Below are 21,301 nucleotides of genomic sequence, written 5' to 3' on the forward strand. Positions count from 1 at the left end.
GTGCCGCCTCTGTATTTATTTTCTTACAAGCCAAGGTAGCCAGCAGCAAGGAAAACCTCGTTTTTGGCGTGTTTTCCAGAAAATAGGCCAAAAACGGCCGGCGCGGTGTCAACAGTTTTTGGCTTCCAGCGTAAAGGCACGGGTCTTTAGCATTATATTTGTAGCAGTGATTAAAAAGGAATCACTCACTTAACCCCCTTCACATGACGTTAAAAGCAATTACTCGCCTCGCCTTCGCCCTTACCCTGGCCTTGACCACGGTGGCCTGTTCCAGCAGCCGCAAGACGGGCAGCGTGACTTCCCGCTTTCCGGGCGGCGTAAAACGCGAGGGTTCTGACCGCAGCACCCGTTACCCAGACGGCTATCCGCTGCCAATCCCTGGCACTTCTACTTCCAGATCCACCAAAGGCATGCCTCCGGGACAAGCCAAGAAAGTGTATGGTGACAAGTCTGCCAAAGCCTACGCGCCCGGCCAGCAAAAGAAAAAGGGCCATGGAAAAGGAAACGGCAAAGGCAAAGGAAAGGGCAAAGGCAAAAAGCATTAAACCCAACCTGCCAACGCTTATGGCACTAAAACAGAAGAGCCGCCTTTCTTGCAAGAAAGGCGGCTCTTCTGTTTTAGGTGGTTTTAATTACTTCAGCAGCAAAATCTCCTGCTCATTCAAATAGCCGGATTAAGTGTCTACTGAAGTAGGTTTCACAACCAGTTCATATTGGTTCGATTTTTCAGGTAAGACGTCACATCAATATATTGCCTGAGCTGATTTGGGTTCTTCTGGCCTTCTCAGCTTTGGTAGAAGTTATGAGCAACCTACAAGCTTTCTCTAAACAAGGCCGCGCCGTTTTTGGCTTGTTTTCTGAGAAATAGACCAAAAACGGCGCGGCAACTTATATTACCCATGCAAATACTCCTGTACTACTATTTCTTTTGCAGGAGTTGTACCAACTGGTGGGCGGCTTCTTCAGAGGAGGCCGGGTTCTGGCCCGTGATCAGGAGACCGTCTTTCACCACATGCACGGCCCAGTCTTCTTTCTTGGAATAGGTGCCGCCTTTGACTTTCAATTCGTCTTCCAGAAGATACGGCACTACATCCGTAAGGCCCACGGCTTCTTCTTCTGTGTTGGTAAAGCCCGTCACGTTTTTGCCTTTCACCAAGGGATCGCCGTTCTCATCTTTGGCATTGAGCAGGACGGCAGGCGCATGACAAACGGCCACTACCGGCTTCTTGCTCTTCCAGAGGCTTTCTATCAGCTGGATGGAGTCCTGGTTCTTGTAAAGGTCCCAGAGCGGACCATGCCCACCGGGGAAAAACACGGCATCATACTGTTCTGCCTTCACTTGATGGAGCGGCGTTGTGGCTGCCAGTTCCTCCTGAAGTTCTTTGTCTTCCTTGAACCGCTTGGTGGCCTCTGTTTGGTTTTCGGGCGCGTCGCTTTTAGGGTCAATGGGCGGCTGTCCTCCCTTGGGAGAGGCTAAGATAATCTCTGCCCCCGCTTCTTTGAACACATAGTAAGGCGCGGCAAACTCCTCAATCCAGAATCCGGTTTTGTGGCCGGTTTCGCCCAGCTCACTGTGCGAGGTCAACACCATTAATATTTTCATAGCTTACTTCTCTTAGGTTATAATGATTTAGTCACATACGCCGTCTGGGGTGCAAGTACCGCCGGTGGATCCGTCCAAAATGGTGGGTTTTTCTTCTTCCCATACCTTTTCCAGCACTTCTTTGAACAGCTCTGTGGGTTGGGCACCTGACACGGCGTATTTGTTGTTGAACACAAAGAAAGGCACGCCGCGCACGCCTACCTGCTGGGCTCGTACAATGTCTTGCTGCACCTCATCAGCGTACGTTTGGTTTTGCAGGGCTTCCCGCGCCTCAGCACCGTCCAAGCCTACTTCTTCGGCGAGCTTCACCAAAGTGTCTATGTTGCCCACGTCCTGACCTTGGGTGTAGTAGGCGGCAAAAAGCCTTTCTTTCATCTGGTCCTGCTTGTGACGGGTGTGGGCCAAATGAATGAGCTGGTGCGCCAAGAAGGTATTGTTGATGATAGCGTTGTCAAAGTCATACACCAAGCCCTCATCTTTGGCCATGGCCGCCATCTGGTCGTTCATTTGCTTGCCCTGGGCGGTGGTGGTGCCTTTGCGCCTGCCCAAGTACTCGTGCACGCTCTGCCCCGGTATGGGCTTCAGGTCGGGGTCTAGTTGAAAGCTTCGCCATAGTACCTCTACTTTGTCTTTGGGAGAGAACTGCTCCAGGGCCTTCTCAAACTTGCGCTTGCCAATGTAACAGAACGGGCAAACCACATCTGACCATATTTCTACTTTCATGCTGTTGTTTCTAGTCTTCACGTATCAGGGAGCCGGCACCTTTCATTTGGGAGCCTGCCGTTTCTAGCCCTGGCTTTAAATTTTATACTAAGTTAGGACCAGAATGTTTATTTGGGGCGGGCATTTCATGGGGTATACCAGTATGCTTTTCTATACCCACCCTCAGTTTAGGCGGGTAAACGCTCTCCTTCTCACTGCCTGCTTCTCTCAGGTCACCATAACACGTAGCTGCCAATTCTTTTGCCGTCTGAAACTTTACCGAATTAGATAAGTACAAAAGACACGGAACAGTTGCCCTTCTGGGGCAGCCTCATCCCCTTTTCAAATTGTCTTTTTGTTTTACTAAAGCCACCAGAGGAGAATACGTATGTTAGCTATGAATTACCGCGGGCCCTTGCGGGTCCGGATAGATGAAAAGCCTATGCCCAAAATCCTGCACCCGCAGGATGCCATTGTGCGGGTAACCCGTTCCTGCATTTGCGGTTCAGATCTTCACTTGTACAACGGCAACGTGCCAGACACGCGGGTAGGATCCACCTTCGGCCATGAGTTCACCGGCATTGTAGAAGAAATAGGCTCTGAGGTGACCAAGGTGAAAGTGGGCGACCACGTGCTGGTACCGTTCAACATCTCCTGTGGCCAGTGTGCTTTCTGTAAGCAGGAACTATACGGCAACTGTCATGAGTCTAACCCAGAAGCTACGGCCGTGGGCGCCATTTTTGGCTATTCTCATACGGCGGGGGGCTATGATGGAGGTCAGGCAGAATATGTGCGCGTACCCTACGCCAACGTAGGCCCAACCATCATCCCAGAGGGCATGGACCCAGATGATGCCGTGTTGCTGACAGACGTAGTACCCACCGGCTACCAGGCCGCTGAAATGGCTGGTATTCAAAAGGGTGACACTGTAGTGGTGTTCGGGGCAGGTCCCATTGGCATCATGGCCGCCAAATGCGCCTGGTTGTTTGGTGCGGGCCGTGTCATGATCATAGACAAGATTGAGTACCGCCTGGAGTTTGCCAAAAACTATTCTCAGTGCGAGGCTTACAACTATGAATCTGTGGGAGACCCGGTGCTCTTCATCAAGAAAGCCACAGACTGGATGGGCGCCGATGTGGTGATTGACGCCGTGGGCGCAGAGGCCACCGGCAACGCCATGCAAACCATCACCGGTAGAAAACTGCTTTTACAGGCTGGTTCAGCCACGGCACTGCACTGGGCTATCAACTCGGTTAAAAAAGGCGGTATCGTGTCCATTGTAGGCGTGTATGGCCCAACAGATAACCTGGTCCCCATTGGGAATGTGCTCAACAAAGGCCTGACCATCAGAGCCAACCAGGCTTCTGTGAAGCGTCTGCTGCCCAGATTGATTGAACACGTACAGGCTGGAAGAATCAACCCTAAAGGATTGATCACGCACCGCATTCCGTTAGAGGAGGTTTCTGAGGCGTACCGCATGTTCTCTCAGAAACTGGACAACTGCATTAAGCCTATTCTTATTCCACCAAGAGCGAATGTCTAACGCATAACATATTATGGAAAATTCAAGCAGAGATTATTCTCATATCAATGGGTGGGGCATTGACGCAGACCCTAAAAACGACCCCACGTACCCTATGAAGAAGCGCACCAATGAGGAGCACCGCGGCTACAGCTGGCAACGGCCTACACAGCAGGCTGAAACGGTAGAGGTGCTGCACTCCAATGAGCGCCCCAACCTGACGGCCGTCTTCGGGACTACGGTACCGCCTTCTGGCTTGAGTGGCATGCTGCGCCGTTACGCCTTCAAACACACCGAAAACGAGTACGCCCACTGGCTTCCTTTGCTGCTGGCTGACCGCATTAACGTGGTAGAAGGCATCATAGAAGACTTCAAAAACGGCAAAGTGCCCAATATCTTCGCGGAGAAAGGCATGAAAGCCGATTTGCAGCACGACCGCGCCGGCCTCATCAAAAAGGCGGTGATTGGTGGTTTGTTGATTGGCGGAGTGGTGGCCTTTATGGCTGGTAAAAACAGCAACAAGTCCCGTAAGCTGGACTATTAACCCATACCAATTTCATTGAAAGATGCCTGACTGCTTAAAGAGCAGTCAGGCATCTTTTTTATTGGGCTTTAGGGATTTGATCCTCTTCATTTATCTGAAAACGATATAAAACATCACCGTTAAAACAATAGAAAAAAGAATGTTCAGCACCAATCCCGCCCGCATCATGTCCTTCTGGGGTACAAATCCAGAAGAGTAGACCATGGCATTAGGCGGAGTGCCTACGGGCATCATGAATCCATAGGTGGCGGCAATGGTAGCCGGGAACACCAACAGCATTGGATTGATCTGCATCTGATTGGCCATGGTATACAAAATGGGCAAAATGAGGGCAGCACTAGCGGTATTGCTCATAAACTCTGTGAGCAAAATACTAAACAAAACAATGATCCAAAGGAAGACCAATAGCGGAACTACCGTAAGCAAGCCTGCCACTTGCCCCACCATGATGGAGCCTAAGCCGCTTTTGTCTATAATCATGCCCAAGGTTAAGCCTCCGCCAAAAAGTAACAGTACCTCCCATTGAATACTCTTTATAATCTCCTCCCATTGCAGGCTGCCGGTAATAAACACTAAGAATATAGCAATCACGGCCACTAATGAGCTAAAGCTGTCTGTGATGCTAAACAGAGGTGCTAAAACTCCTTCCAACATCCAGAGGGCCACAATGATGAAGAATAGGATGCCTAAGGTTTTGAGCGGTGCCCCAAGGATAGGTTTGAGTTCCATTTCGCCTAGCCTCAGTTTTCTATCTGGCTTAAAATAAAGCGTCAACACCAATACCGTCACCGGGAAAGTCAACAGAAAGATAGGGATGCCATACAGAAGCCACTCTGAAAAAGAAATGCCCATGATGGCACCTCCAATGGCGTTTGGCGGACTTCCAATCAAAGTAGTTATTCCACCAATGTTAGCCGAATACGCAATGCCTAGGAGCAGGAACTTTGATTCTGGCGAAGACTTTTGCTTATCTACCAACACCAGCATTCCCAGGCCCAAGGGTATCATCATGGCTGCGCTAGAAGTATTACTCACCCACCAGGACACCAGGCCCGTGGCCAGCATCAGCAAGACTGAAGACCAGTAAAAATTGCCCTTAGAGAGTTTAATCAGCTTTTGCGCCAACAGCTTGTCTAAGGAATGCTTTGACAAGGCCCCTGCCAACACAAACCCACCCATGAAAAGAAAGATAACCGGATTGGCGAACTCCCTAAATGCGTCTTTGGGGCTGGTGAGTTGCAGATAGATGGCCAGCACTGGAATCATGAGCCCCGTTAATGGCAACGGAATAGCTTCTGTCACCCAGAGAACGGCTACCATGACCAACAAGGCCAGCGCTTTCTGGGCCTGGGGCTCATCTACCACCGGAAAAAACAGCAGCGCACAAAACAATCCCACGGCAATCAGAAACGAGGGAACATGTATCTTCTTTTCCATGGCTGTTATGCAGGGCAGTATGCGCCAGATGTTGACGAAGCCACCTGGACCTCAATTCGTTAAAAATAAGAATTTCTATGAAACCACTTGTTACCGCATCCATCTTCCTACAGCAAAACGGCCGACAGTCAATAAAACCGCCAGCCGTTTCTGGTTAGAATTGGTTAAAAGAGCGAAAGGAGTTCTTGAGAAACTACACTTCCGCTCCATCCCCCAATATTTTGAAAATGAGAGTTAAATCACCTCCCCTTTCTCGTTCATTTTAATCTTCATCCGCCGGTCACCGTTTTCCAGCATCAGTTTATAGACTTTGGAGGTGCCTTTGCGCTCATGGAAGCTGACCAGGTACACATCTTCAGACACGCGCCAGCCAGGGTATTTGCTCAGCAATGACTGTCCCACGGCTTTAGGCAGGATAGTGTTTTTGAACCGTTCAGCGGTGCGCAACAATCTGCCGTCACTGTCATAGGCGGCAAGAATCTTACCCTCCGGCAACTCAAAATTGACATAGTAGGTGTTGGCATCGTCTATATAGTACCGGGAGTCTTTTACATTGAATTCGGCGGCCTTGGTTTGCAACTGTTTCACTGGCGGGGCCACCTCACTAGAGTTCACAGATTCCAGGTACTTGTAATTAATGGCACCAACTTTTACTTCCGGAAAAATGACTTGTCCGTAGATAAGCCCCGGCACGCCTAACAAAAAGGTGCCTAGGATGGCCAGCACAACTATTATTTTTATGGGTTTCATGGCAATAGAATTAAAAGGATTTGTATGACTGAATAGGTAGAATAGCCGGATGCGCGCACCCAGCCCAGGAAAGTTGAAATTCTTCTGAAGACAGACACAGAACGAAGCACTCTTCTGGATTGGGTGAGGAGGCAGGTAGCGCAGTGCGCGCGCCCAAGGCAACAACAGGAAGCCAAAAAAGCAGCGACAGGCGGTCTAGGCCAGGCACATAACTTGGATTCTGTTGTCCAGAAACTTGTAAGTAAAAATAAACCTACCAAAGGGGGCTTGGTAGAAGAACAAAGTGAGAACGGGAATTCACTGTAGGGCAACTTACAGGGTACCTACTTACAGCATTCTTACACTCTAAGCAATAATGCCCTGTCACACATAATCTACGCAATCAACAAAGCACATCAGAACTCTTATAAATACCCACGGGACAGGGTTATAGGGTTCTGTTCACAATTCAATTTCAATCATCTGTCTACTTATCTTTTACGTATTTGGGGCAGGAGTGATTGTACTTTTCTTTAAAATATATTGGAAAAAATTGCCAGTTGTCTAGCCTTCTACCTTAGTAGGTTCACCACGAAATCCTTCTATGATATATCTTACTAGATATCAATGCGATATAAATTTCATTCTCAAAAAAGCTACTGTTTAATTAGTCACCTCTAAACTGGTAGATGACCGTTTTTGGCGTATTTCTGGCAAAAGAGGCCAAAAACGAAAAGGGCCGCTTCTTTTTTCGAAAGCGGCCCTTTTTAGGATATTCTTTACTTAGAAAGGAGGAGCGTCATCAAAACCCGATGGAGGGAAACCGCTGCCACCGTCATTCATCTTGCTGCCTAACCGTATGGTGTTGGGTCCGCTGCCTGATGCGGGGCTGTCAAAGTCTGAAGTTGGGAAGCCACTGCCGCCATCAAACCCGGGTCCACCCCCGAAGCCGTCTTCCAGGTTTCCGAACTTAGTATACTTGCCAATGAACTTCAAGGCCACGCTGCCCACTTCCCCGTTCCGGTGCTTGGCAATAATTACCTCGCCCACACCCTGCGTTGGATTGCCCATCTCGTCCTCAGTGATGCCGTAGTATTCAGGACGGTACAGGAACAGTACCATGTCGGCATCCTGCTCAATAGAACCAGATTCACGTAAATCTGAGAGCATTGGTTTCTTGTCGCCGCCACGGGTTTCCACGGCACGGCTCAACTGTGAAAGCGCAATCACCGGCACGCTCAATTCCTTAGCTAACTGCTTCAATGCCCGCGAGATAGACGCAATTTCCTGTTCACGGTTCCCGCCACCCTTGCTGCCTTCGGCGTTGCCGCTCATGAGCTGCAGGTAGTCAATGATGATCATCTGGATGCCATGCTGCGCTTTTAGGCGGCGGCATTTGGTACGCAACTCCCTGATGGAAAGGCCCGGCGTGTCATCAATAAAGATAGGCGCCTGGCTCAGTCTGGTGATCTTGTGGTTCAGCTGGGTCCACTCATAATCTGCCAGGTTACCCTTCTTGATTTTCTCAGAGTCCAACTCGGCCTCGGCAGAAATCAAACGATTCACCAGCTGAATAGAGGACATCTCCAGAGAGAAAATGGCCACGCCTTTGCTAAAGTCTACGGCGGCGTTGCGCATGGCACTTACCACGAACGCCGTCTTACCCATGGCGGGACGAGCCGCCAGAATAATCAAGTCAGACTGTTGCCAGCCCGAAGTAACCCTGTCTAGGGCATTGAAACCGCTTGGTACCCCCGTCAAGCCTTCTTTCTGGCTTTTCTTGGCTTCCAGTTCCTTGATGGCTTTGTGCATCAAAGACTGCATGTCGTCAAAGTTCTTCCTAATGTTGCTCTCAGACACCTCAAACAGCTTGGCCTCTGTGCTGTCCAGCAGATCAAACACGTCGGTGGTGTCTTCATAGGCCCGTCCTAACACTTCAGAAGAGATGCTGATGAGGTCCCGTTTGATGGCCGCCTCTGTAATGATACGGGCGTGGAACTCTATGTTGGCCGCCGAGTTAACGCGGGTGGTGAGCTGGGTCACGTAGTAGGCGCCGCCCACAAACTCCAGTTCGCCCTGTTCGCGCAGTTCTTGCGTAACCGTCAAAATATCAATGGGTTCTGATTTGTCGAAGAGGCTCAGAATGGCCTTGAATATGCGCTGGTGCGCGTCTTTGTAAAAACTTTGTGGCTTTAACAGGTCAATTACGGCCGTCAAGGCGTCTTTTTCCAGCATGAGCGCACCCAACACGGCTTCCTCCAGCTCCAAGGCCTGGGGCGGAAGCTTTCCTAAACCCGGGGACACGGTCTGCTTGGGGGTCCAAGGTGCCTTGCCTCTGGTCGCTTTCGTTTTCATCTCCTCCATACTAGCAAATGTAAGGGAAGAAAGCACGCAGGTAATCCACAGAACAGGCTCATTTATTCACAATTTCTTTTCCTGCGGCAAAAAGTAATTCTATGCCAAATGGGTGGCGTTTTTGGCTTATTTTCTGAAAAAAAGACCAAAAACGGCTGTTCCACAATTCACAAATCTTTTCCTATCGTTGACACTTTCTCTCTGTTTACTCCTTACTGGTTCCTAGTCGCAGTCTCTTGCTATCCACAAATAAGCACTTACATATCCATAAATCCGTTGGGGCGCAAGAGGTAGCGCATGTGTAGAAATTAGTACATTTGTTCTCTTTGATTTTGCAAGGCATGAGTACAACAGCATACCAACACATTCACATGATTGCCATTGGCGGTAGCATTATGCACAACCTGGCCCTGGCATTACACCGCAAAGGCCTGAAAGTGACAGGCTCAGACGATGAGATCTTTGAACCCGCCAAGGGCCGCCTGGCCGCAGATGGTCTTTTACCTGAGGCCGAGGGCTGGTTCCCGGAGAAGCTGCATAGCAAGCCAGATGCAGTGATTGTGGGCATGCACGCGCGGCCAGACAATCCTGAGCTGTTGTATGCCCAGGAGCACAACATTCCCATCTTCTCGTTCCCCGAGTTCATCTATGAGCAGAGCAAGAACAAGCAGCGCATTGTGATTGCGGGTAGTCATGGCAAAACGTCCATCACGTCCATCATCCTGCACGTGCTCAAGTACCACAACCGCCTGTTTGACTTCGCCGTGGGTGCCCAGCTGGAAGGCTTTGACCTGATGGTGAAACTGACAGAAGATGCGCCTATCATCATTATTGAAGGCGACGAGTACCTCTCCTCTCCTATTCAGCGCGTACCTAAGATTCACAAATACCACCACCACATTGGCGTGATCTCAGGCATCAGCTGGGACCACATCAACGTGTTCCCCACCGAGGAAAACTACCGTGAGCAGTTTAAAATCTTCGTGGACATGACGCCCAAGGCCGGAACCTTGATCTATAACCAGGACGACGAGCAGGTACAGGAAGTGTGCGTGCCCAATAACAGTGACGTGAACTACATTGGCTACACCATCCATGAGCACAAAATCAAGAAGAGCGGCAAGACCATTCTCAAGACGAAGAAGGATGATGTAGAGATTCAGCTGTTTGGCGAGCATAACCTGCGCAACATCTCTGCCGCCAAAGAGGTCTGCAAGCAGATAGGCATCAAAGGCCAAGCATTTTATGAGGCGTTGGCCACCTTCAAAGGTGCCGCCAGAAGACTGGAGAAAATTGGCGAGAACGAACACACCTTGGTGTACAAAGACTTCGCGCACGCGCCTTCCAAACTAAAGGCCACTTCAGAGGCTCTGAAAAAGCAATATACAGAACGTGAACTCATTGCCTGCCTGGAACTGCACACTTTTAGTAGCTTGAACAAGGACTTTCTTCCGCAATACAACGGCACGTTTCTGTCGCCGGACGTGAAGATTGTGTACTTCAACCCGAAGACGCTGGAACATAAGCGCATGCCGGCCCTGGACCCCGAGGATTTGAAAAAAGCCTTCGGCGATGACAGCATAGAAGTGTACACCGACAGCCAGAAACTGAAGGACTACTTGCTGGGCACCGACTGGAAAAACAAGAACCTGCTGATGATGACCTCCGGCAACTTCGGGAATCTGGACCTGCAGCAGCTAGCCGACACCATTACCGCTTCTTAGTTTCAATTTTAAATTGGCTCCGTTGGCAGCATATGCCGGCGGAGCCATTTATATTTCACCTACTCGCCAAAAAGAAGACGCAAATTTGAAGGAATCTGCGTAACATGAGCGCTCAAACCTCTGCCTATGAAATTACACCTACGCAAGCCTATTGTCTTCTTTGACCTGGAAACCACCGGCGTGGACATCTGCAAAGACCGCATTGTAGAGATTAGCATGCTCAAGGTGCTGCCCTCTGGCGAGGAAATCCTCAAAACCAAACGCGTCAACCCCACTATTCCCATTCCCATAGAGTCTAGCATGATCCACAAGATCTATGATGATGACGTGGCCGACTGCCCTACGTTTGCGCAACTGGCCAGAGGCTTGGATGATTTCCTGAAAGGCTGCGATTTGGGTGGTTTCAATCTCATCAAGTTTGACATTCCACTGCTGGCTGAAGAATTCTTGCGCGTAGACATGGACTTTGACATTGAGAACCGAGCCATTGTAGACGTCTGCCGCATCTTCCACCAGATGGAGCAGCGCACCCTCTCTGCCGCCTACAAGTTCTACTGTGACAAAACCTTAGAAAACGCCCACTCCGCTGAGGCAGACACCATTGCCACTTATGAGATTTTAAAGTCGCAGTTAGAAAAATACGAGGGGATGCCTTTACCCGGCGCTGAGGACCAGGCTACTTTTCCGGTGCAGAATGACATGCAGCAACTGCACCAGTTCACGTTCCAGAAGACCGCAGATTTGTCGGGCCGCATTGTCTACAACCACGCAGGCGTAGAAGTCTTCAATTTTGGCAAGCACAAAAACGTTTCTGTTGCTGATGTCCTCAAGAAAGAACCCAGTTACTATGACTGGATGATGAAAGGCGATTTTCCATTGTACACTAAGAAAGTCCTGACCCGCATTAAACTACGCGGCGCTCTGCAGTCCACGGCCTTTTAGTTTGGAGATACTAGACTTAGGACGCTAGATTTTAGATACTAGACATTTGTTTTTGGGGTATTTTCATTAAAACTGCCCAAAAACGGCAAGGCCAACTTTCCCTTGAAAGTTGGCCTTGCCGTTTTTGGTGGTTACTAGTTAATTTTCTCAGAATAAGCGAGCAAGTCTCATGGTTACCATCTTCCAGTACGTTGGAATAGAAGTTTAACCAAGAAGTCCATCTAAATGCTTTCAGCCAATTTGATTATAAGGCCAAAATCTTTTGTCTTACGTCTTAAATCTGGTGTCTAAAAGAAAAGGCTACTCCCCCAGAAGCCAGTAATAGGCGGCGGCTTCGTCCAGGGAAATGTTAGTTTTGAGGCGGCGGTTTAAGGACTCGTCTGCCTGCACCTTTTCTCCTATCCGGTAGATGTCCATGAGGTTGTAACTGGCTTGGTTGAGAATGTAGGAAATGTGTAAGGTCCAGTCTCTGGGCATGGCGGTGTAGATCTGCTGAAGCAGGAAATTCTGGTCTGAGAGATCCAGGAACTGTACTTTACGGCCGTCCACAAGCAGGAAATGCACCTGGCGTTCTGACACAAAGTGCACAATCTGCAAGGCAGCTTCCCTAAACTGGGCGCTGGAAGGATGCTTGAGCCAGGTAGCTTTCAGGAAACGCTTTTCAACGGTTTCTTCCAGCAGCACGGTATCATCTTTGTATACAGATATCAGGCTTTGCATACCCCACGTTGTTTAAGCTAAAATGAAAGATAACAGCGCTTCTCGCCGGGCCTCTCAAAACTTATATACGTTTAAAGCAGAAAAGCCACCGGATTAATAAACCGGTGGCTTTTCTGCTTTAAAAATGGGTAAGAAAATCGCTTTCTTATCTGGTTTTGTCAGATTTCAGAAGGAGGGCCATTAAGACCGCGCCAAATACCAGCCATTTAGAAGGAGCTTTCATGCTTAGCGGGCGTTGTAGTATTTCTTGGCTTCGGGCATGTGCTTCTGAATGTTGCTGATACGCGTGTCATTGCTAGGGTGCGTGCTCAGGAACTCAGGCGTGCCGCTTCCACCGCCGGCGGCCATGCGCTGCCAGAAAGAAATGGCTACTTCTGGGTTGTAACCGGCCATGGCCATGAAAATCAAGCCCAACTGGTCTGCTTCAGACTCCTGGTCGCGGCCGTATTTCAAAAGCCCAACGCCGGTACCAATCCCGTACACGGTGTTGGCAATTTCCTGAGCAGCGCCAGAACGGCCGCCTACCACAGCACCTAAGGCGGCGCCACCGTATTGCTGGGCCATCTGCTGGCTAATGCGTTCGTTGGAGTGCTTGGCAATGGCGTGGGCAATCTCATGACCCATTACCACGGCAAGACCAGCTTCATCTTTGGTAATGGGCAAGATACCCGTGTACACTGCCGTCTTGCCACCGGCCATCGCGAAGGCGTTTTGCTGCTTATCGTCTTGGATTAGGTTGAACTCCCACTGGTAACCTTCTAGTTGTGCAGAGTAGCCGTTCTGGGCCATATAGCGCTCTACGGCGCCTTGTATGCGTTGGCCTACGCGTTTCACCATGGCCGTCTGGGCAGCGTTGGTAGACAATTTGCTTTGTTTCAAGACTTCGTCATAGGCTTGAAAAGACATGGCAATTACTTCCTGGTCGCTTACCAGAGACAATTGTCTACGGCCTGTGATGGGAACGGTAGAACATCCAACGGTCAGCAACACTATAAAGGCAAGCATTGCACTTTTTAACTTATTCATAGTACGTATAGGGTTAAGTGATACAAAAGCAATGGTTCTGGCGGCGGCATTTCTGCTTTTACCAAGAACGTACCCATATACGCAGGTACGCATAGAAAGTGGTAAAGCCGTTAGAATCCGGTGCAAATCTATTTTTTCCTATATACAATTCCATGCCAAATTTTCAACGTGCGCCAGAATATGCCGCTAACATTCCCTCCCACAGGTATTTCCCTTATCTTTGAAAACAAAAAGAGCCATGAAAATTCTAGCCATAGGACGCAACTACGCAGAGCACATAGCCGAACTAAAAAACGAGGTTCCGGATGAGCCTGTGATCTTTTTTAAGCCAGACACGGCAATTCTGCGCAACAATGAGCCGTTCTATTACCCAGACTACAGCACAGACATTCACTATGAGGTAGAGCTGGTGTTGCGCGTGGGCAAGGAAGGAAAAAATATTCAAGCCAAGTTCGCAGACAAGTACATAGACGGCCTGGGCATTGGCGTGGACTTCACCGCCCGCGACCTGCAATCCAAAGCCAAAGCCAAGGGACTGCCCTGGACGCTGGCCAAAGGTTTCAATGGCTCTGCCCCGGTGTCTGACATGCTGCCCATGGAGAATTACCCGGCTTGGGACAACATCAACTTCGGGCTGAAGGTGAATGGTGAGCTCAAGCAACAAGGCAACTCAGGCATGATGATTCATAACTTTGGGGCCATCCTGGCGTACATGTCGCGGTTCATCACGCTTAAAAAAGGCGATCTTATTTTTACCGGTACGCCAGCGGGAGTAGGCCCCATCCAGATAGGAGACCGGTTAGAGGCGTTTGTAGAAGATAAAACCTTACTGAATTTTGAGATTAAATAGCGTACGTTCCCTCATTTTAGCTTACCTGGTAGGCAGTGGTACCTGGGCAAGCGCCCAGGCCCCCACTACCCCGCCAGCCCCGGCCTCGCCGCAACCCGTGGCCACCAGTCCGTTGTTCTTCCCCATTAAACCCGGCACCCAGAACTTTTTGTCTGGCAGCATGGGCGAGATACGGCCCAACCACTTTCACGGGGGCATTGACATCAAAACCGATGGCAAGATTGGCCTTCCCGTCTACGCCGCCGAAAGTGGCTACATTTCGCGCATCAAAGTGTCTAGCTACGGCTACGGTTGGCTCATCTACATTACGCACCCCAACGGGCTGGTGACCACGTATGCCCACCTCAACCACTTTACGCCGGCCATTGGCCAATACATGGTGCAGGTGCAGTACCAGAAGCAGGCCTTTGACGTAGATGTGACCTTGCCAGAGACCCAGTTTCCGGTAAAGCGCGGCGATATCATTGCCTACTCGGGCAACACCGGTGGCTCTGGTGGCCCGCACTTGCACTTTGAGGTGCGTGACAAGGAGGATAAGCTGTTTAACCCGCTGCGGTATACGTTCACTGAGATTCAGGATAACATTGCGCCCACGGTGTATAATTTCGCGCTGGTGCCGCAGGGCATCAAATCACGGGTGCAGGGTCAATTCCAACGCAAGATGTTCACGCCGGTGAAACAGGGCAACCTCTATACTATTGCAGACACTATTCCGGCGGCCGGGTTGCTGGGTCTTGAGATACAGGCCATAGACAAGTATGACGGCGCTCTCAACCAGAACGGCGTGCAAGCCATGGAACTCACCGTGAACGGCGAAACCATTTACCGCCACAACATAGACGGCGTGCCGTTTGAACTGCAGCGCCAAGTGTCTGCCCATATCAACTTTCCAGAACTGAAGCTGAGCAACAAGTCCTTCCAACGCTTGTATGTAGCTGATGGAAACAAGCTGCCCATCTATGAGACCGACATCAGCAAAGGCAAATTCAACATTGAAGCAGGTAAGCTCTATGAAGTGCTGGTAAACTTGTCAGACTCATATAAGAACACCTCGCAGCTCAGGTTCATGATGCGCGGCGAAGATAGCGGCTATTACGCCAGCGGTGCGCCAAAGGTCACGACTCCCAAAATCAACTATGAATTAGCTGGAAGTATTTTAAAAGTAACCGTAGCCGACACCGCCAAAACCGCCCGCAACCTGGACCTTTACATTGGCAACTACAAGTATGCGGTGATACCGTCATATACCACCACGGCCGGCTCTGTGTATTTGTACAACCTCATTGGCGGGCTGCCCGATTCTGTGGAGCTGACCGGCACCAAAACCAGGTTCAAGTTTGAGCAGACCATTCCGCCCAACACAGAGATGCTGTACTCTAACCGGTACCTGGACATCACGTTCCAGAAAGAGTCTCTCTATGACACCTTATACTTACAAACTGATCACAACGCACAGGACGTGTTCAGCATCAACAACCCGCTCACCACGCTATTTAAACCAGCCAAGGTCACCATCCGGCCCCAGAACATTCCGGCAGACAAGTCTAAGGCTGCCGTGTATGGGTTGGGCTGGGGAAAATCCAGTGGATTTCTAGGCGGAGTTTGGGAAGGAGATGCCATTACCTTCTCGGCGCGTGATTTAGGAAAGTTCAAGGTCTTGAGCGACACAGTGGCTCCTACCATCAAATTGGTGCAGAAATCACCCATCCAAATCAGTTTCAAGGTCTGGGATAACCTGTCAGGCATGGCCTCCTGGCGCTGCGAGGTGAACGGCCAGTGGCTCCTGCTCAAATGGGAGCACAAAAACTCCACCCTTACCTCAGAGCGTTTAGATAAAACAGTACCTTTGTCTGGCGACGTAGTCCTCACGGTGAAAGACGCCATGGGCAACGAAGCCGTTTATCGGACTAAAATATAAGAATCGTTGTTCGTTATTGGTTGTTCGTTGTTCGAATTGAAAAATTAGGATTCGTTTTTGGGCTGTTTTCTTGAAAATAAGGCTAAAAACGAACTTTACTCTTCAGAAGCAACAAACAATTAACAAGCAACAAAAACAATAAAAGCTATGCTAGAAGTTGGGAATGTAGCCCCGGATTTTGAGGTAAAAGACCAGGACGGAAACCTGGTGAAGCTGAGCGATTTCAGGGGCAAGAAGGTGGCCTTGTACTTCTACCCAAAAGATGACACCTCTGGCTGCACGGCCCAGGCCTGTGATCTAAGGGATAACTACCAATCACTTCTGGCAAAAGGATATGTGGTGTTGGGCGTGAGCATAGACAGTGAGAAATCACATCAGAAGTTCATCCAGAAATACGACCTCCCCTTCCCACTGCTGGCAGACACAGAGAAAGAAGTAGTAGAGAAATACGGCGTCTGGCAGGAGAAAAGCATGTACGGCCGCAAATACATGGGCACCATGCGGTACACGTTTGTGATAGATGAAGAGGGAATCATCCAGGACATCATCAGAAAGGTGGACACCAAGAACCACGCCGCCCAGTTGCTGAAATAAAACAAAGGCCATCTGCCCAGGAGCAGGTGGCCTTTTCTGTTTTTGGGCTATTTTTCAGGAAACAGGCCAAAAACGACGCATAAAAAGAGCATCTTCACATTTTAAAATCGTTTCATCTTCAAATCACTATAATGAACCCATTTAATTACACGCCTGAGCAGCTGCATGATGTAGCGCACCAGGTACGCAGAGACATTGTACGCATGGTACACGCCGTAAACTCGGGGCACCCGGGCGGTTCTTTGGGCTGCACCGAATTTCTGGTGTCCTTGTACTTCAGAGTAATGGATCACAACCCAACCTTCAACATGGACGGTACCCAGGAGGACCTTTTCTTCTTGTCAAATGGTCACATCTCGCCGGTTTGGTACAGCGTGTTGGCCCGCTCTGGTTACTTTGACGTGAAAGAACTGGCTACGTTCCGTAAGCTCAACTCACGCTTGCAAGGCCACCCCGCCACCGAAGAAGGTCTGCCCGGCATCAGAATTGCGTCTGGTTCTTTGGGTCAAGGATTATCTGTGGCCACCGGTGCCGCACAGTCCAAGAAAATGAACAATGATGACAAATTAGTCTATGTCTTGATGGGCGATGGTGAATTGGAGGAAGGCCAGGTATGGGAAGCCGCCATGTACGCCGCCCACCACAAAGTAGACAACCTCATTGCCACCGTAGACTACAACGGCCAGCAGATTGACGGACCGGTAGACGCAGTTATGAGTTTAGGTAACCTGCGCGCCAAGTGGGAAGCCTTCGGGTGGAAAGTATTGCACTGTGAGAACGGTAATGACTTTGTGCAACTGGTACCTGTATTGGAGCAAGCCAAAGCCTTGACCGGCCACAAGCAACCCATCATCATCTTAATGAACACGCAAATGGGCTTCGGGGTGGACTTTATGATGGGTTCACACAAATGGCACGGCGTGGCACCAAACGATGCTCAGCTAGAGCAAGCCCTGGTACAGCTGTCTGAAACCCTGAACGACTACTAATTTCTGGTTAGCCTAGCTTTCTCCTCATGACCTGGTTGCGCGCATTTTTTGTCTGTCTGCTCTGTCTCCTGCTCTGCGGGATGGCAACACCGTCAGGTGCGCAAAACAAGGCGGTGGCGCCCAAGAAGACGCGTTTGCTGTTTCTCTTGGATGCCTCTGGCTCTATGCAGGCCAAATGGGAAGAAAGCAACCGCTGGCAGGTGGCCAAAACCATGCTCGCTAAAATGGCCGATTCTCTGGATTCTTACGGAAACCTGGAGATTGCCTTGCGGGTGTACGGTCACCAATTCACGGTAGCGCAAAAGAACTGCAAGGACTCAAAGCTGGAAGTGCCGTTTGCACCCAAGAACGCGAAGGCCATAAAGCAGAAGCTGCAAGCCATTACTCCCAAGGGTAATACGCCCATCACGTATTCGCTGCAGCAATCGGCTAATGACTTTCCGCCCGGCGACAACACCCGCAATGTGATCATCATCATCACAGACGGCGTGGAGAGTTGCGGCGGTGATCCTTGTGCCACGTCCATTGCCTTGCAGAAAAAGCGCATCTTCTTAAAGCCGTTCATTATTGGCCTAGGCGATGACCCTGAGTATGTGAAGGCATTTAGTTGCATGGGCCAGTTTTACAGCGCTTCAGACATCAGTACGTTTAGAAAGGTGTTGGACAACGTCATTTCCATCGCGCTGAAGAAAACCACCGTATCTGTGCAGCTCACAGATGAGGCTGGCAAGCCCGTGGAAACCAACGTGAACATGACCTTCGTGAACAACGTCACAGACCAGCCCGAGTACAATTACGTGCACCACATGGACGCCAACGGCAAGCCTGATGCCCTGGAGATTGATGCTTTGCTGAGCTATGACCTGGTCGTGAATACACTGCCTTCTGTGACGTTGCGCAACCTGGACATCAAGCCCGGGCAGAACAACGTGTTCAAGGTGAAAGCGCCGCAGGGCTCTTTGTTCTTGCAGCAACTGGCACCCACGGCCTATGGCCGGGTTGATGCCTTGATCAGGCCCAAAGGAAACACCGCTTTATTGCAGCCGCAGCCCTTCCCTAGCAAAGTGAAGTACCTGGCCGGAAGCTATGAAGTGGAGCTATTAACCTTGCCTAGGATCAGGGAGCAGATAAGCATTAAGCAGGGCCAGACCACGGTACTCAACTTTCCGGCGCCGGGCATCATGAGCATTACGCAGGCGCTGGCCGGCTTTGGCAGTTTGTATGTGCTGGAGGCAGACGGCAGCCAGCGCTGGATTCATAACTTGCCAGAGACCAGTAGTAAAATTAATTTACCTTTACAGCCGGGCCGTTACCGCCTGGTTTTCAAGATGAAGAATGCCACCAGCCTCTTCACAGATGTAAAGGACTTTACCATTAAATCAAATCAAACCACATCGCTAAAACTTTTCAACTAAGATAGATGAAAGATTTCCCATACACCGAATCAAAAGACACGCGCTCCGGTTTCGGGGCTGGCCTATTGGAACTGGGCCGTACCAACCCGAACGTGGTAGCTCTTTGCGCCGACCTGACCGGCTCTCTGAAAATGGACGCCTTCCAGAAAGAATACCCAGAGCGTTTCTTCCAGGTGGGCATTGCCGAAGCCAACATGATTGGACTGGCCGCTGGTATGACCATTGGCGGTAAAATCCCGTTCACGGGTACGTTTGCCAACTTCTCTACGGGCCGCGTGTATGACCAGATCCGTCAGAGTGTGGCTTATTCTGGCAAGAACGTAAAAATCTGTGCGTCGCACGCCGGCTTAACTTTGGGCGAGGACGGAGCCACGCACCAGATTCTGGAGGATGTGGGCATGATGAAGATGCTACCTCACATGACGGTCATCAACCCATGTGACTTCAACCAGACCAAAGCCGCCACTATGGCCATTGCTGAATTTGAAGGCCCGGTGTATTTGCGCTTCGGGCGCCCGGTAGTGCCTAACTTCACGCCCGCTGACCAGAAGTTTGAGATTGGCAAGGCTTTGATGCTGAATGAAGGCACCGACGTGACCATCATTGCCACCGGTCACCTGGTTTGGAAAGCTATCTTGGCCGGTAAGATTCTGGCAGAGAAAGGCATCAACGCCGAAATCATCAACATCCACACCATCAAGCCACTAGACGCCAGAGCCATCTTGGAATCTGTGCGCAAAACAGGTTGCGTAGTTACTGCAGAAGAGCACAACTACATGGGCGGCTTAGGTGAGTCTGTAGCCCGCGTGTTGGCCCAGGAGTTGCCATCTCCGCAGGAGTTTGTGGCCACGCAAGACACCTTCGGGGAAAGCGGAACGCCAGACCAACTCATGGAGAAATACGGCCTGAACGAGCAAGCCATTGTAGCCGCCGTTGAGAAAGTTATTGCCCGCAAGAAACAGTAGTTTCGTTGCTCGTTATTAGTTGTTCGTTATTTGAATAATGGCATAATTAAGAAGGCTGTTCCAAGTTTGGACAGCCTTCTCTCGTTTTTGGGCTGTTTTCTGGAAATAGGGTCAAAAACGAGAGAATGACTATTTTGCTCAAGCATATTTCCAAACACGTAAAACTTACCCTTATCTTTAAACCTCAGCCTTTACTACCCACGTCATAATCTTCGAATAACAAACAACGAATAACCAGCAACGATTGGAAGACCACGAGATACTAGCCAAATTCCAGAACCCGGATTCCCGGAACCTGGCCTTCAACCAACTGGTGCGCAAGTACCAGCAGAAGGTGTATTGGCATATCCGGAAGATGGTGGTGGACCATGATGACGCCGATGACCTGACGCAGGAAGTGTTCGTGAAAGTGTGGACCAACCTGGAGAATTTCCGGCAGGACGCTCAGCTCTACACCTGGATTTACCGCATCGCTACCAATGAGTGCCTCAACTTCCTGAACGCCAAAAAAAAGCGGTTCTTCCTGCCCATCCATGACGTGGCCGCCGAGCTCTCTGAGAAGCTGGACAACTCAGACACGTTGTCTGGCGATGAGATTCAACTGAAGCTACAGAAGGCCTTGCTGCGTCTGCCAGACAAGCAACGGCTGGTCTTTAACATGAAATACTTTGATGAGCTCAAGTACGAGGAAATCTCGGAAATACTGGGCACCTCAGTGGGCGCTCTAAAGGCCTCGTATCACATTGCCGTGAAAAAAATTGAAGAGTTTTTGAAGACAGATTAAACCCTGACCGGTAAAACGCATCTAATCCCTTGAGTATGAAAGAAGAGTTTAACATAAACCGTTTACCCAAGCACCCCGGCTACCAGGTGCCAGAAGGCTACTTTGACAAGTTGCCCCTGCGCATCATGAAGAAGACGGCTTATGCCGCCCCGGTGGCAGAGCCGCTGAAAGCCTGGTTCTGGCAGTTGAAGACTGCCTTGGCTGGTCTGGGAATGGCCATGGTGTTCACGGCGGCTTTTCTCATCACGCAGTACACAGACCAGACCCTTTCCACGCAAGAGGCCATGGCGCAGGTGTCCCAGAAAGACATTTATCAATACCTGCTCAACAACGTGGAGCTGGAAACCTCAGATTTAGCTGAAGCCACCACGGTAAACCCCGTACAGACCCTGGAGTTCTATGACGTGCGCACCGAAGACGTGAGCGAGGTAGTCACCCAGGAACTGCTGGAAGAACAAATGACCACAACCCCTACTAAATAA

The 21,301-nt window shown here is 50.1% G+C and carries 20 protein-coding genes; 13 read left to right on the forward strand and 7 right to left on the reverse strand.

Going from position 1 to position 21,301, the window contains the following annotated elements; translation table 11 throughout:
* Positions 1 to 203: 203 nt before the first annotated feature.
* On the forward strand, positions 204 to 545 hold the full coding sequence (locus GU926_RS04630; RefSeq protein ID WP_160689470.1) for a hypothetical protein: 342 nt from the start codon (positions 204 to 206) through the stop codon (positions 543 to 545).
* 374 nt (positions 546 to 919) lie between these two features.
* Here GU926_RS04630 and GU926_RS04635 read toward each other — a convergent pair whose 3' ends face one another.
* The gene (locus GU926_RS04635; protein ID WP_160689472.1) at positions 920 to 1,603 is read right to left on the reverse strand and encodes a type 1 glutamine amidotransferase domain-containing protein; all 684 of its coding nucleotides are present in this window, start codon (positions 1,601 to 1,603) and stop codon (positions 920 to 922) included.
* Positions 1,604 to 1,630: 27 nt separating this feature from the next.
* Complete coding sequence (locus tag GU926_RS04640; RefSeq protein ID WP_160689474.1) at positions 1,631 to 2,326, reverse strand: DsbA family oxidoreductase; 696 nt, start codon at positions 2,324 to 2,326, stop codon at positions 1,631 to 1,633.
* A gap of 367 nt (positions 2,327 to 2,693) precedes the next feature.
* Here GU926_RS04640 and GU926_RS04645 point away from each other — a divergent pair, with 367 nt between their 5' ends.
* Complete coding sequence (locus GU926_RS04645; RefSeq protein ID WP_160689476.1) at positions 2,694 to 3,848, forward strand: zinc-dependent alcohol dehydrogenase; 1,155 nt, start codon at positions 2,694 to 2,696, stop codon at positions 3,846 to 3,848.
* A 13-nt stretch (positions 3,849 to 3,861) separates the two neighbouring features.
* On the forward strand, positions 3,862 to 4,371 hold the full coding sequence (locus tag GU926_RS04650) for a hypothetical protein (RefSeq protein ID WP_160689478.1): 510 nt from the start codon (positions 3,862 to 3,864) through the stop codon (positions 4,369 to 4,371).
* A gap of 90 nt (positions 4,372 to 4,461) precedes the next feature.
* Here the strand turns inward: GU926_RS04650 and GU926_RS04655 are convergent, their stop codons facing one another.
* From GU926_RS04655 to dnaB, 3 genes are all read right to left on the reverse strand, one after another.
* Positions 4,462 to 5,808: an SLC13 family permease gene (locus tag GU926_RS04655; protein WP_160689480.1), complete on the reverse strand. Its 1,347-nt coding sequence runs from the start codon at positions 5,806 to 5,808 to the stop codon at positions 4,462 to 4,464.
* A gap of 234 nt (positions 5,809 to 6,042) precedes the next feature.
* Entirely contained in the window at positions 6,043 to 6,558 is a 516-nt protein-coding gene (locus tag GU926_RS04660) for a nicotinate-nucleotide adenylyltransferase (RefSeq protein WP_160689482.1), read from the reverse strand.
* Between the two features lie 762 nt (positions 6,559 to 7,320).
* Positions 7,321 to 8,901, reverse strand: coding sequence for a replicative DNA helicase (dnaB, locus tag GU926_RS04665; protein WP_160689484.1), 1,581 nt, complete (start codon positions 8,899 to 8,901; stop codon positions 7,321 to 7,323).
* Positions 8,902 to 9,233: 332 nt separating this feature from the next.
* Here dnaB and GU926_RS04670 point away from each other — a divergent pair, with 332 nt between their 5' ends.
* Both GU926_RS04670 and GU926_RS04675 read left to right on the forward strand, forming a co-directional pair.
* The gene (locus GU926_RS04670; protein WP_160689486.1) at positions 9,234 to 10,616 is read left to right on the forward strand and encodes a UDP-N-acetylmuramate--L-alanine ligase; all 1,383 of its coding nucleotides are present in this window, start codon (positions 9,234 to 9,236) and stop codon (positions 10,614 to 10,616) included.
* A 126-nt stretch (positions 10,617 to 10,742) separates the two neighbouring features.
* Positions 10,743 to 11,558, forward strand: a complete 816-nt coding sequence (locus GU926_RS04675; RefSeq protein ID WP_160689488.1) for a 3'-5' exonuclease — start codon at positions 10,743 to 10,745, stop codon at positions 11,556 to 11,558.
* 300 nt (positions 11,559 to 11,858) lie between these two features.
* On the opposite strand, the gene GU926_RS04680 is transcribed toward GU926_RS04675, so the two are convergent.
* Together GU926_RS04680 and GU926_RS04685 are read right to left on the reverse strand one after the other, a co-directional pair.
* Positions 11,859 to 12,278 (reverse strand): hypothetical protein, encoded by a 420-nt coding sequence (locus GU926_RS04680; protein WP_160689490.1) that lies wholly within the window; start codon positions 12,276 to 12,278, stop codon positions 11,859 to 11,861.
* A 225-nt stretch (positions 12,279 to 12,503) separates the two neighbouring features.
* Positions 12,504 to 13,304 carry a M48 family metallopeptidase gene (locus GU926_RS04685; protein ID WP_160689492.1) on the reverse strand — a complete coding sequence of 267 codons (801 nt, stop codon included), beginning with the start codon at positions 13,302 to 13,304 and terminating at the stop codon, positions 12,504 to 12,506.
* A 238-nt stretch (positions 13,305 to 13,542) separates the two neighbouring features.
* Between GU926_RS04685 and GU926_RS04690 the strand changes: the two genes are divergently transcribed.
* From GU926_RS04690 to GU926_RS04725, 8 genes are all read left to right on the forward strand, one after another.
* Positions 13,543 to 14,154, forward strand: coding sequence for a fumarylacetoacetate hydrolase family protein (locus GU926_RS04690; protein ID WP_160689494.1), 612 nt, complete (start codon positions 13,543 to 13,545; stop codon positions 14,152 to 14,154).
* A complete protein-coding gene (locus tag GU926_RS04695; RefSeq protein ID WP_160689496.1) occupies positions 14,141 to 16,072 on the forward strand; it encodes a M23 family metallopeptidase in 1,932 nt (643 codons plus the stop codon). Before GU926_RS04690 ends, GU926_RS04695 begins: the two co-directional genes overlap by 14 nt.
* Before the next feature lie 147 nt (positions 16,073 to 16,219).
* Entirely contained in the window at positions 16,220 to 16,666 is a 447-nt protein-coding gene (gene bcp, locus GU926_RS04700; RefSeq protein WP_160689498.1) for a thioredoxin-dependent thiol peroxidase, read from the forward strand.
* Between the two features lie 131 nt (positions 16,667 to 16,797).
* Complete coding sequence (locus GU926_RS04705; RefSeq protein ID WP_160689500.1) at positions 16,798 to 17,655, forward strand: transketolase; 858 nt, start codon at positions 16,798 to 16,800, stop codon at positions 17,653 to 17,655.
* A gap of 80 nt (positions 17,656 to 17,735) precedes the next feature.
* Positions 17,736 to 19,070: a vWA domain-containing protein gene (locus tag GU926_RS04710; RefSeq protein WP_232058432.1), complete on the forward strand. Its 1,335-nt coding sequence runs from the start codon at positions 17,736 to 17,738 to the stop codon at positions 19,068 to 19,070.
* 5 nt (positions 19,071 to 19,075) lie between these two features.
* Positions 19,076 to 20,035, forward strand: a complete 960-nt coding sequence (locus tag GU926_RS04715; RefSeq protein WP_160689504.1) for a transketolase family protein — start codon at positions 19,076 to 19,078, stop codon at positions 20,033 to 20,035.
* A gap of 244 nt (positions 20,036 to 20,279) precedes the next feature.
* A complete protein-coding gene (locus GU926_RS04720; RefSeq protein ID WP_160689506.1) occupies positions 20,280 to 20,819 on the forward strand; it encodes an RNA polymerase sigma factor in 540 nt (179 codons plus the stop codon).
* A gap of 35 nt (positions 20,820 to 20,854) precedes the next feature.
* Positions 20,855 to 21,301: a hypothetical protein gene (locus GU926_RS04725; RefSeq protein WP_160689509.1), complete on the forward strand. Its 447-nt coding sequence runs from the start codon at positions 20,855 to 20,857 to the stop codon at positions 21,299 to 21,301.

Origin of the sequence: Nibribacter ruber (genome assembly GCF_009913235.1) — a bacterium.
Classification (GTDB): domain Bacteria; phylum Bacteroidota; class Bacteroidia; order Cytophagales; family Hymenobacteraceae; genus Nibribacter; species Nibribacter ruber.

Coding starts and splice junctions, on each gene's coding strand:
- GU926_RS04710 (WP_232058432.1), top strand. CDS start 17,736: ATGGCAACACCGTCAGGTGCGCAAAACAAGGCGGTGGCGCCCAAGAAG.
- GU926_RS04670 (WP_160689486.1), top strand. CDS start 9,234: ATGAGTACAACAGCATACCAACACATTCACATGATTGCCATTGGCGGT.
- bcp (WP_160689498.1), top strand. CDS start 16,220: ATGCTAGAAGTTGGGAATGTAGCCCCGGATTTTGAGGTAAAAGACCAG.
- GU926_RS04715 (WP_160689504.1), top strand. CDS start 19,076: ATGAAAGATTTCCCATACACCGAATCAAAAGACACGCGCTCCGGTTTC.
- GU926_RS04705 (WP_160689500.1), top strand. CDS start 16,798: ATGAACCCATTTAATTACACGCCTGAGCAGCTGCATGATGTAGCGCAC.
- dnaB (WP_160689484.1), bottom strand. CDS start 8,901: ATGGAGGAGATGAAAACGAAAGCGACCAGAGGCAAGGCACCTTGGACC.
- GU926_RS04650 (WP_160689478.1), top strand. CDS start 3,862: ATGGAAAATTCAAGCAGAGATTATTCTCATATCAATGGGTGGGGCATT.
- GU926_RS04675 (WP_160689488.1), top strand. CDS start 10,743: ATGAAATTACACCTACGCAAGCCTATTGTCTTCTTTGACCTGGAAACC.
- GU926_RS04680 (WP_160689490.1), bottom strand. CDS start 12,278: ATGCAAAGCCTGATATCTGTATACAAAGATGATACCGTGCTGCTGGAA.
- GU926_RS04635 (WP_160689472.1), bottom strand. CDS start 1,603: ATGAAAATATTAATGGTGTTGACCTCGCACAGTGAGCTGGGCGAAACC.
- GU926_RS04655 (WP_160689480.1), bottom strand. CDS start 5,808: ATGGAAAAGAAGATACATGTTCCCTCGTTTCTGATTGCCGTGGGATTG.
- GU926_RS04685 (WP_160689492.1), bottom strand. CDS start 13,304: ATGAATAAGTTAAAAAGTGCAATGCTTGCCTTTATAGTGTTGCTGACC.
- GU926_RS04630 (WP_160689470.1), top strand. CDS start 204: ATGACGTTAAAAGCAATTACTCGCCTCGCCTTCGCCCTTACCCTGGCC.
- GU926_RS04690 (WP_160689494.1), top strand. CDS start 13,543: ATGAAAATTCTAGCCATAGGACGCAACTACGCAGAGCACATAGCCGAA.
- GU926_RS04660 (WP_160689482.1), bottom strand. CDS start 6,558: ATGAAACCCATAAAAATAATAGTTGTGCTGGCCATCCTAGGCACCTTT.
- GU926_RS04640 (WP_160689474.1), bottom strand. CDS start 2,326: ATGAAAGTAGAAATATGGTCAGATGTGGTTTGCCCGTTCTGTTACATT.
- GU926_RS04645 (WP_160689476.1), top strand. CDS start 2,694: ATGTTAGCTATGAATTACCGCGGGCCCTTGCGGGTCCGGATAGATGAA.
- GU926_RS04725 (WP_160689509.1), top strand. CDS start 20,855: ATGAAAGAAGAGTTTAACATAAACCGTTTACCCAAGCACCCCGGCTAC.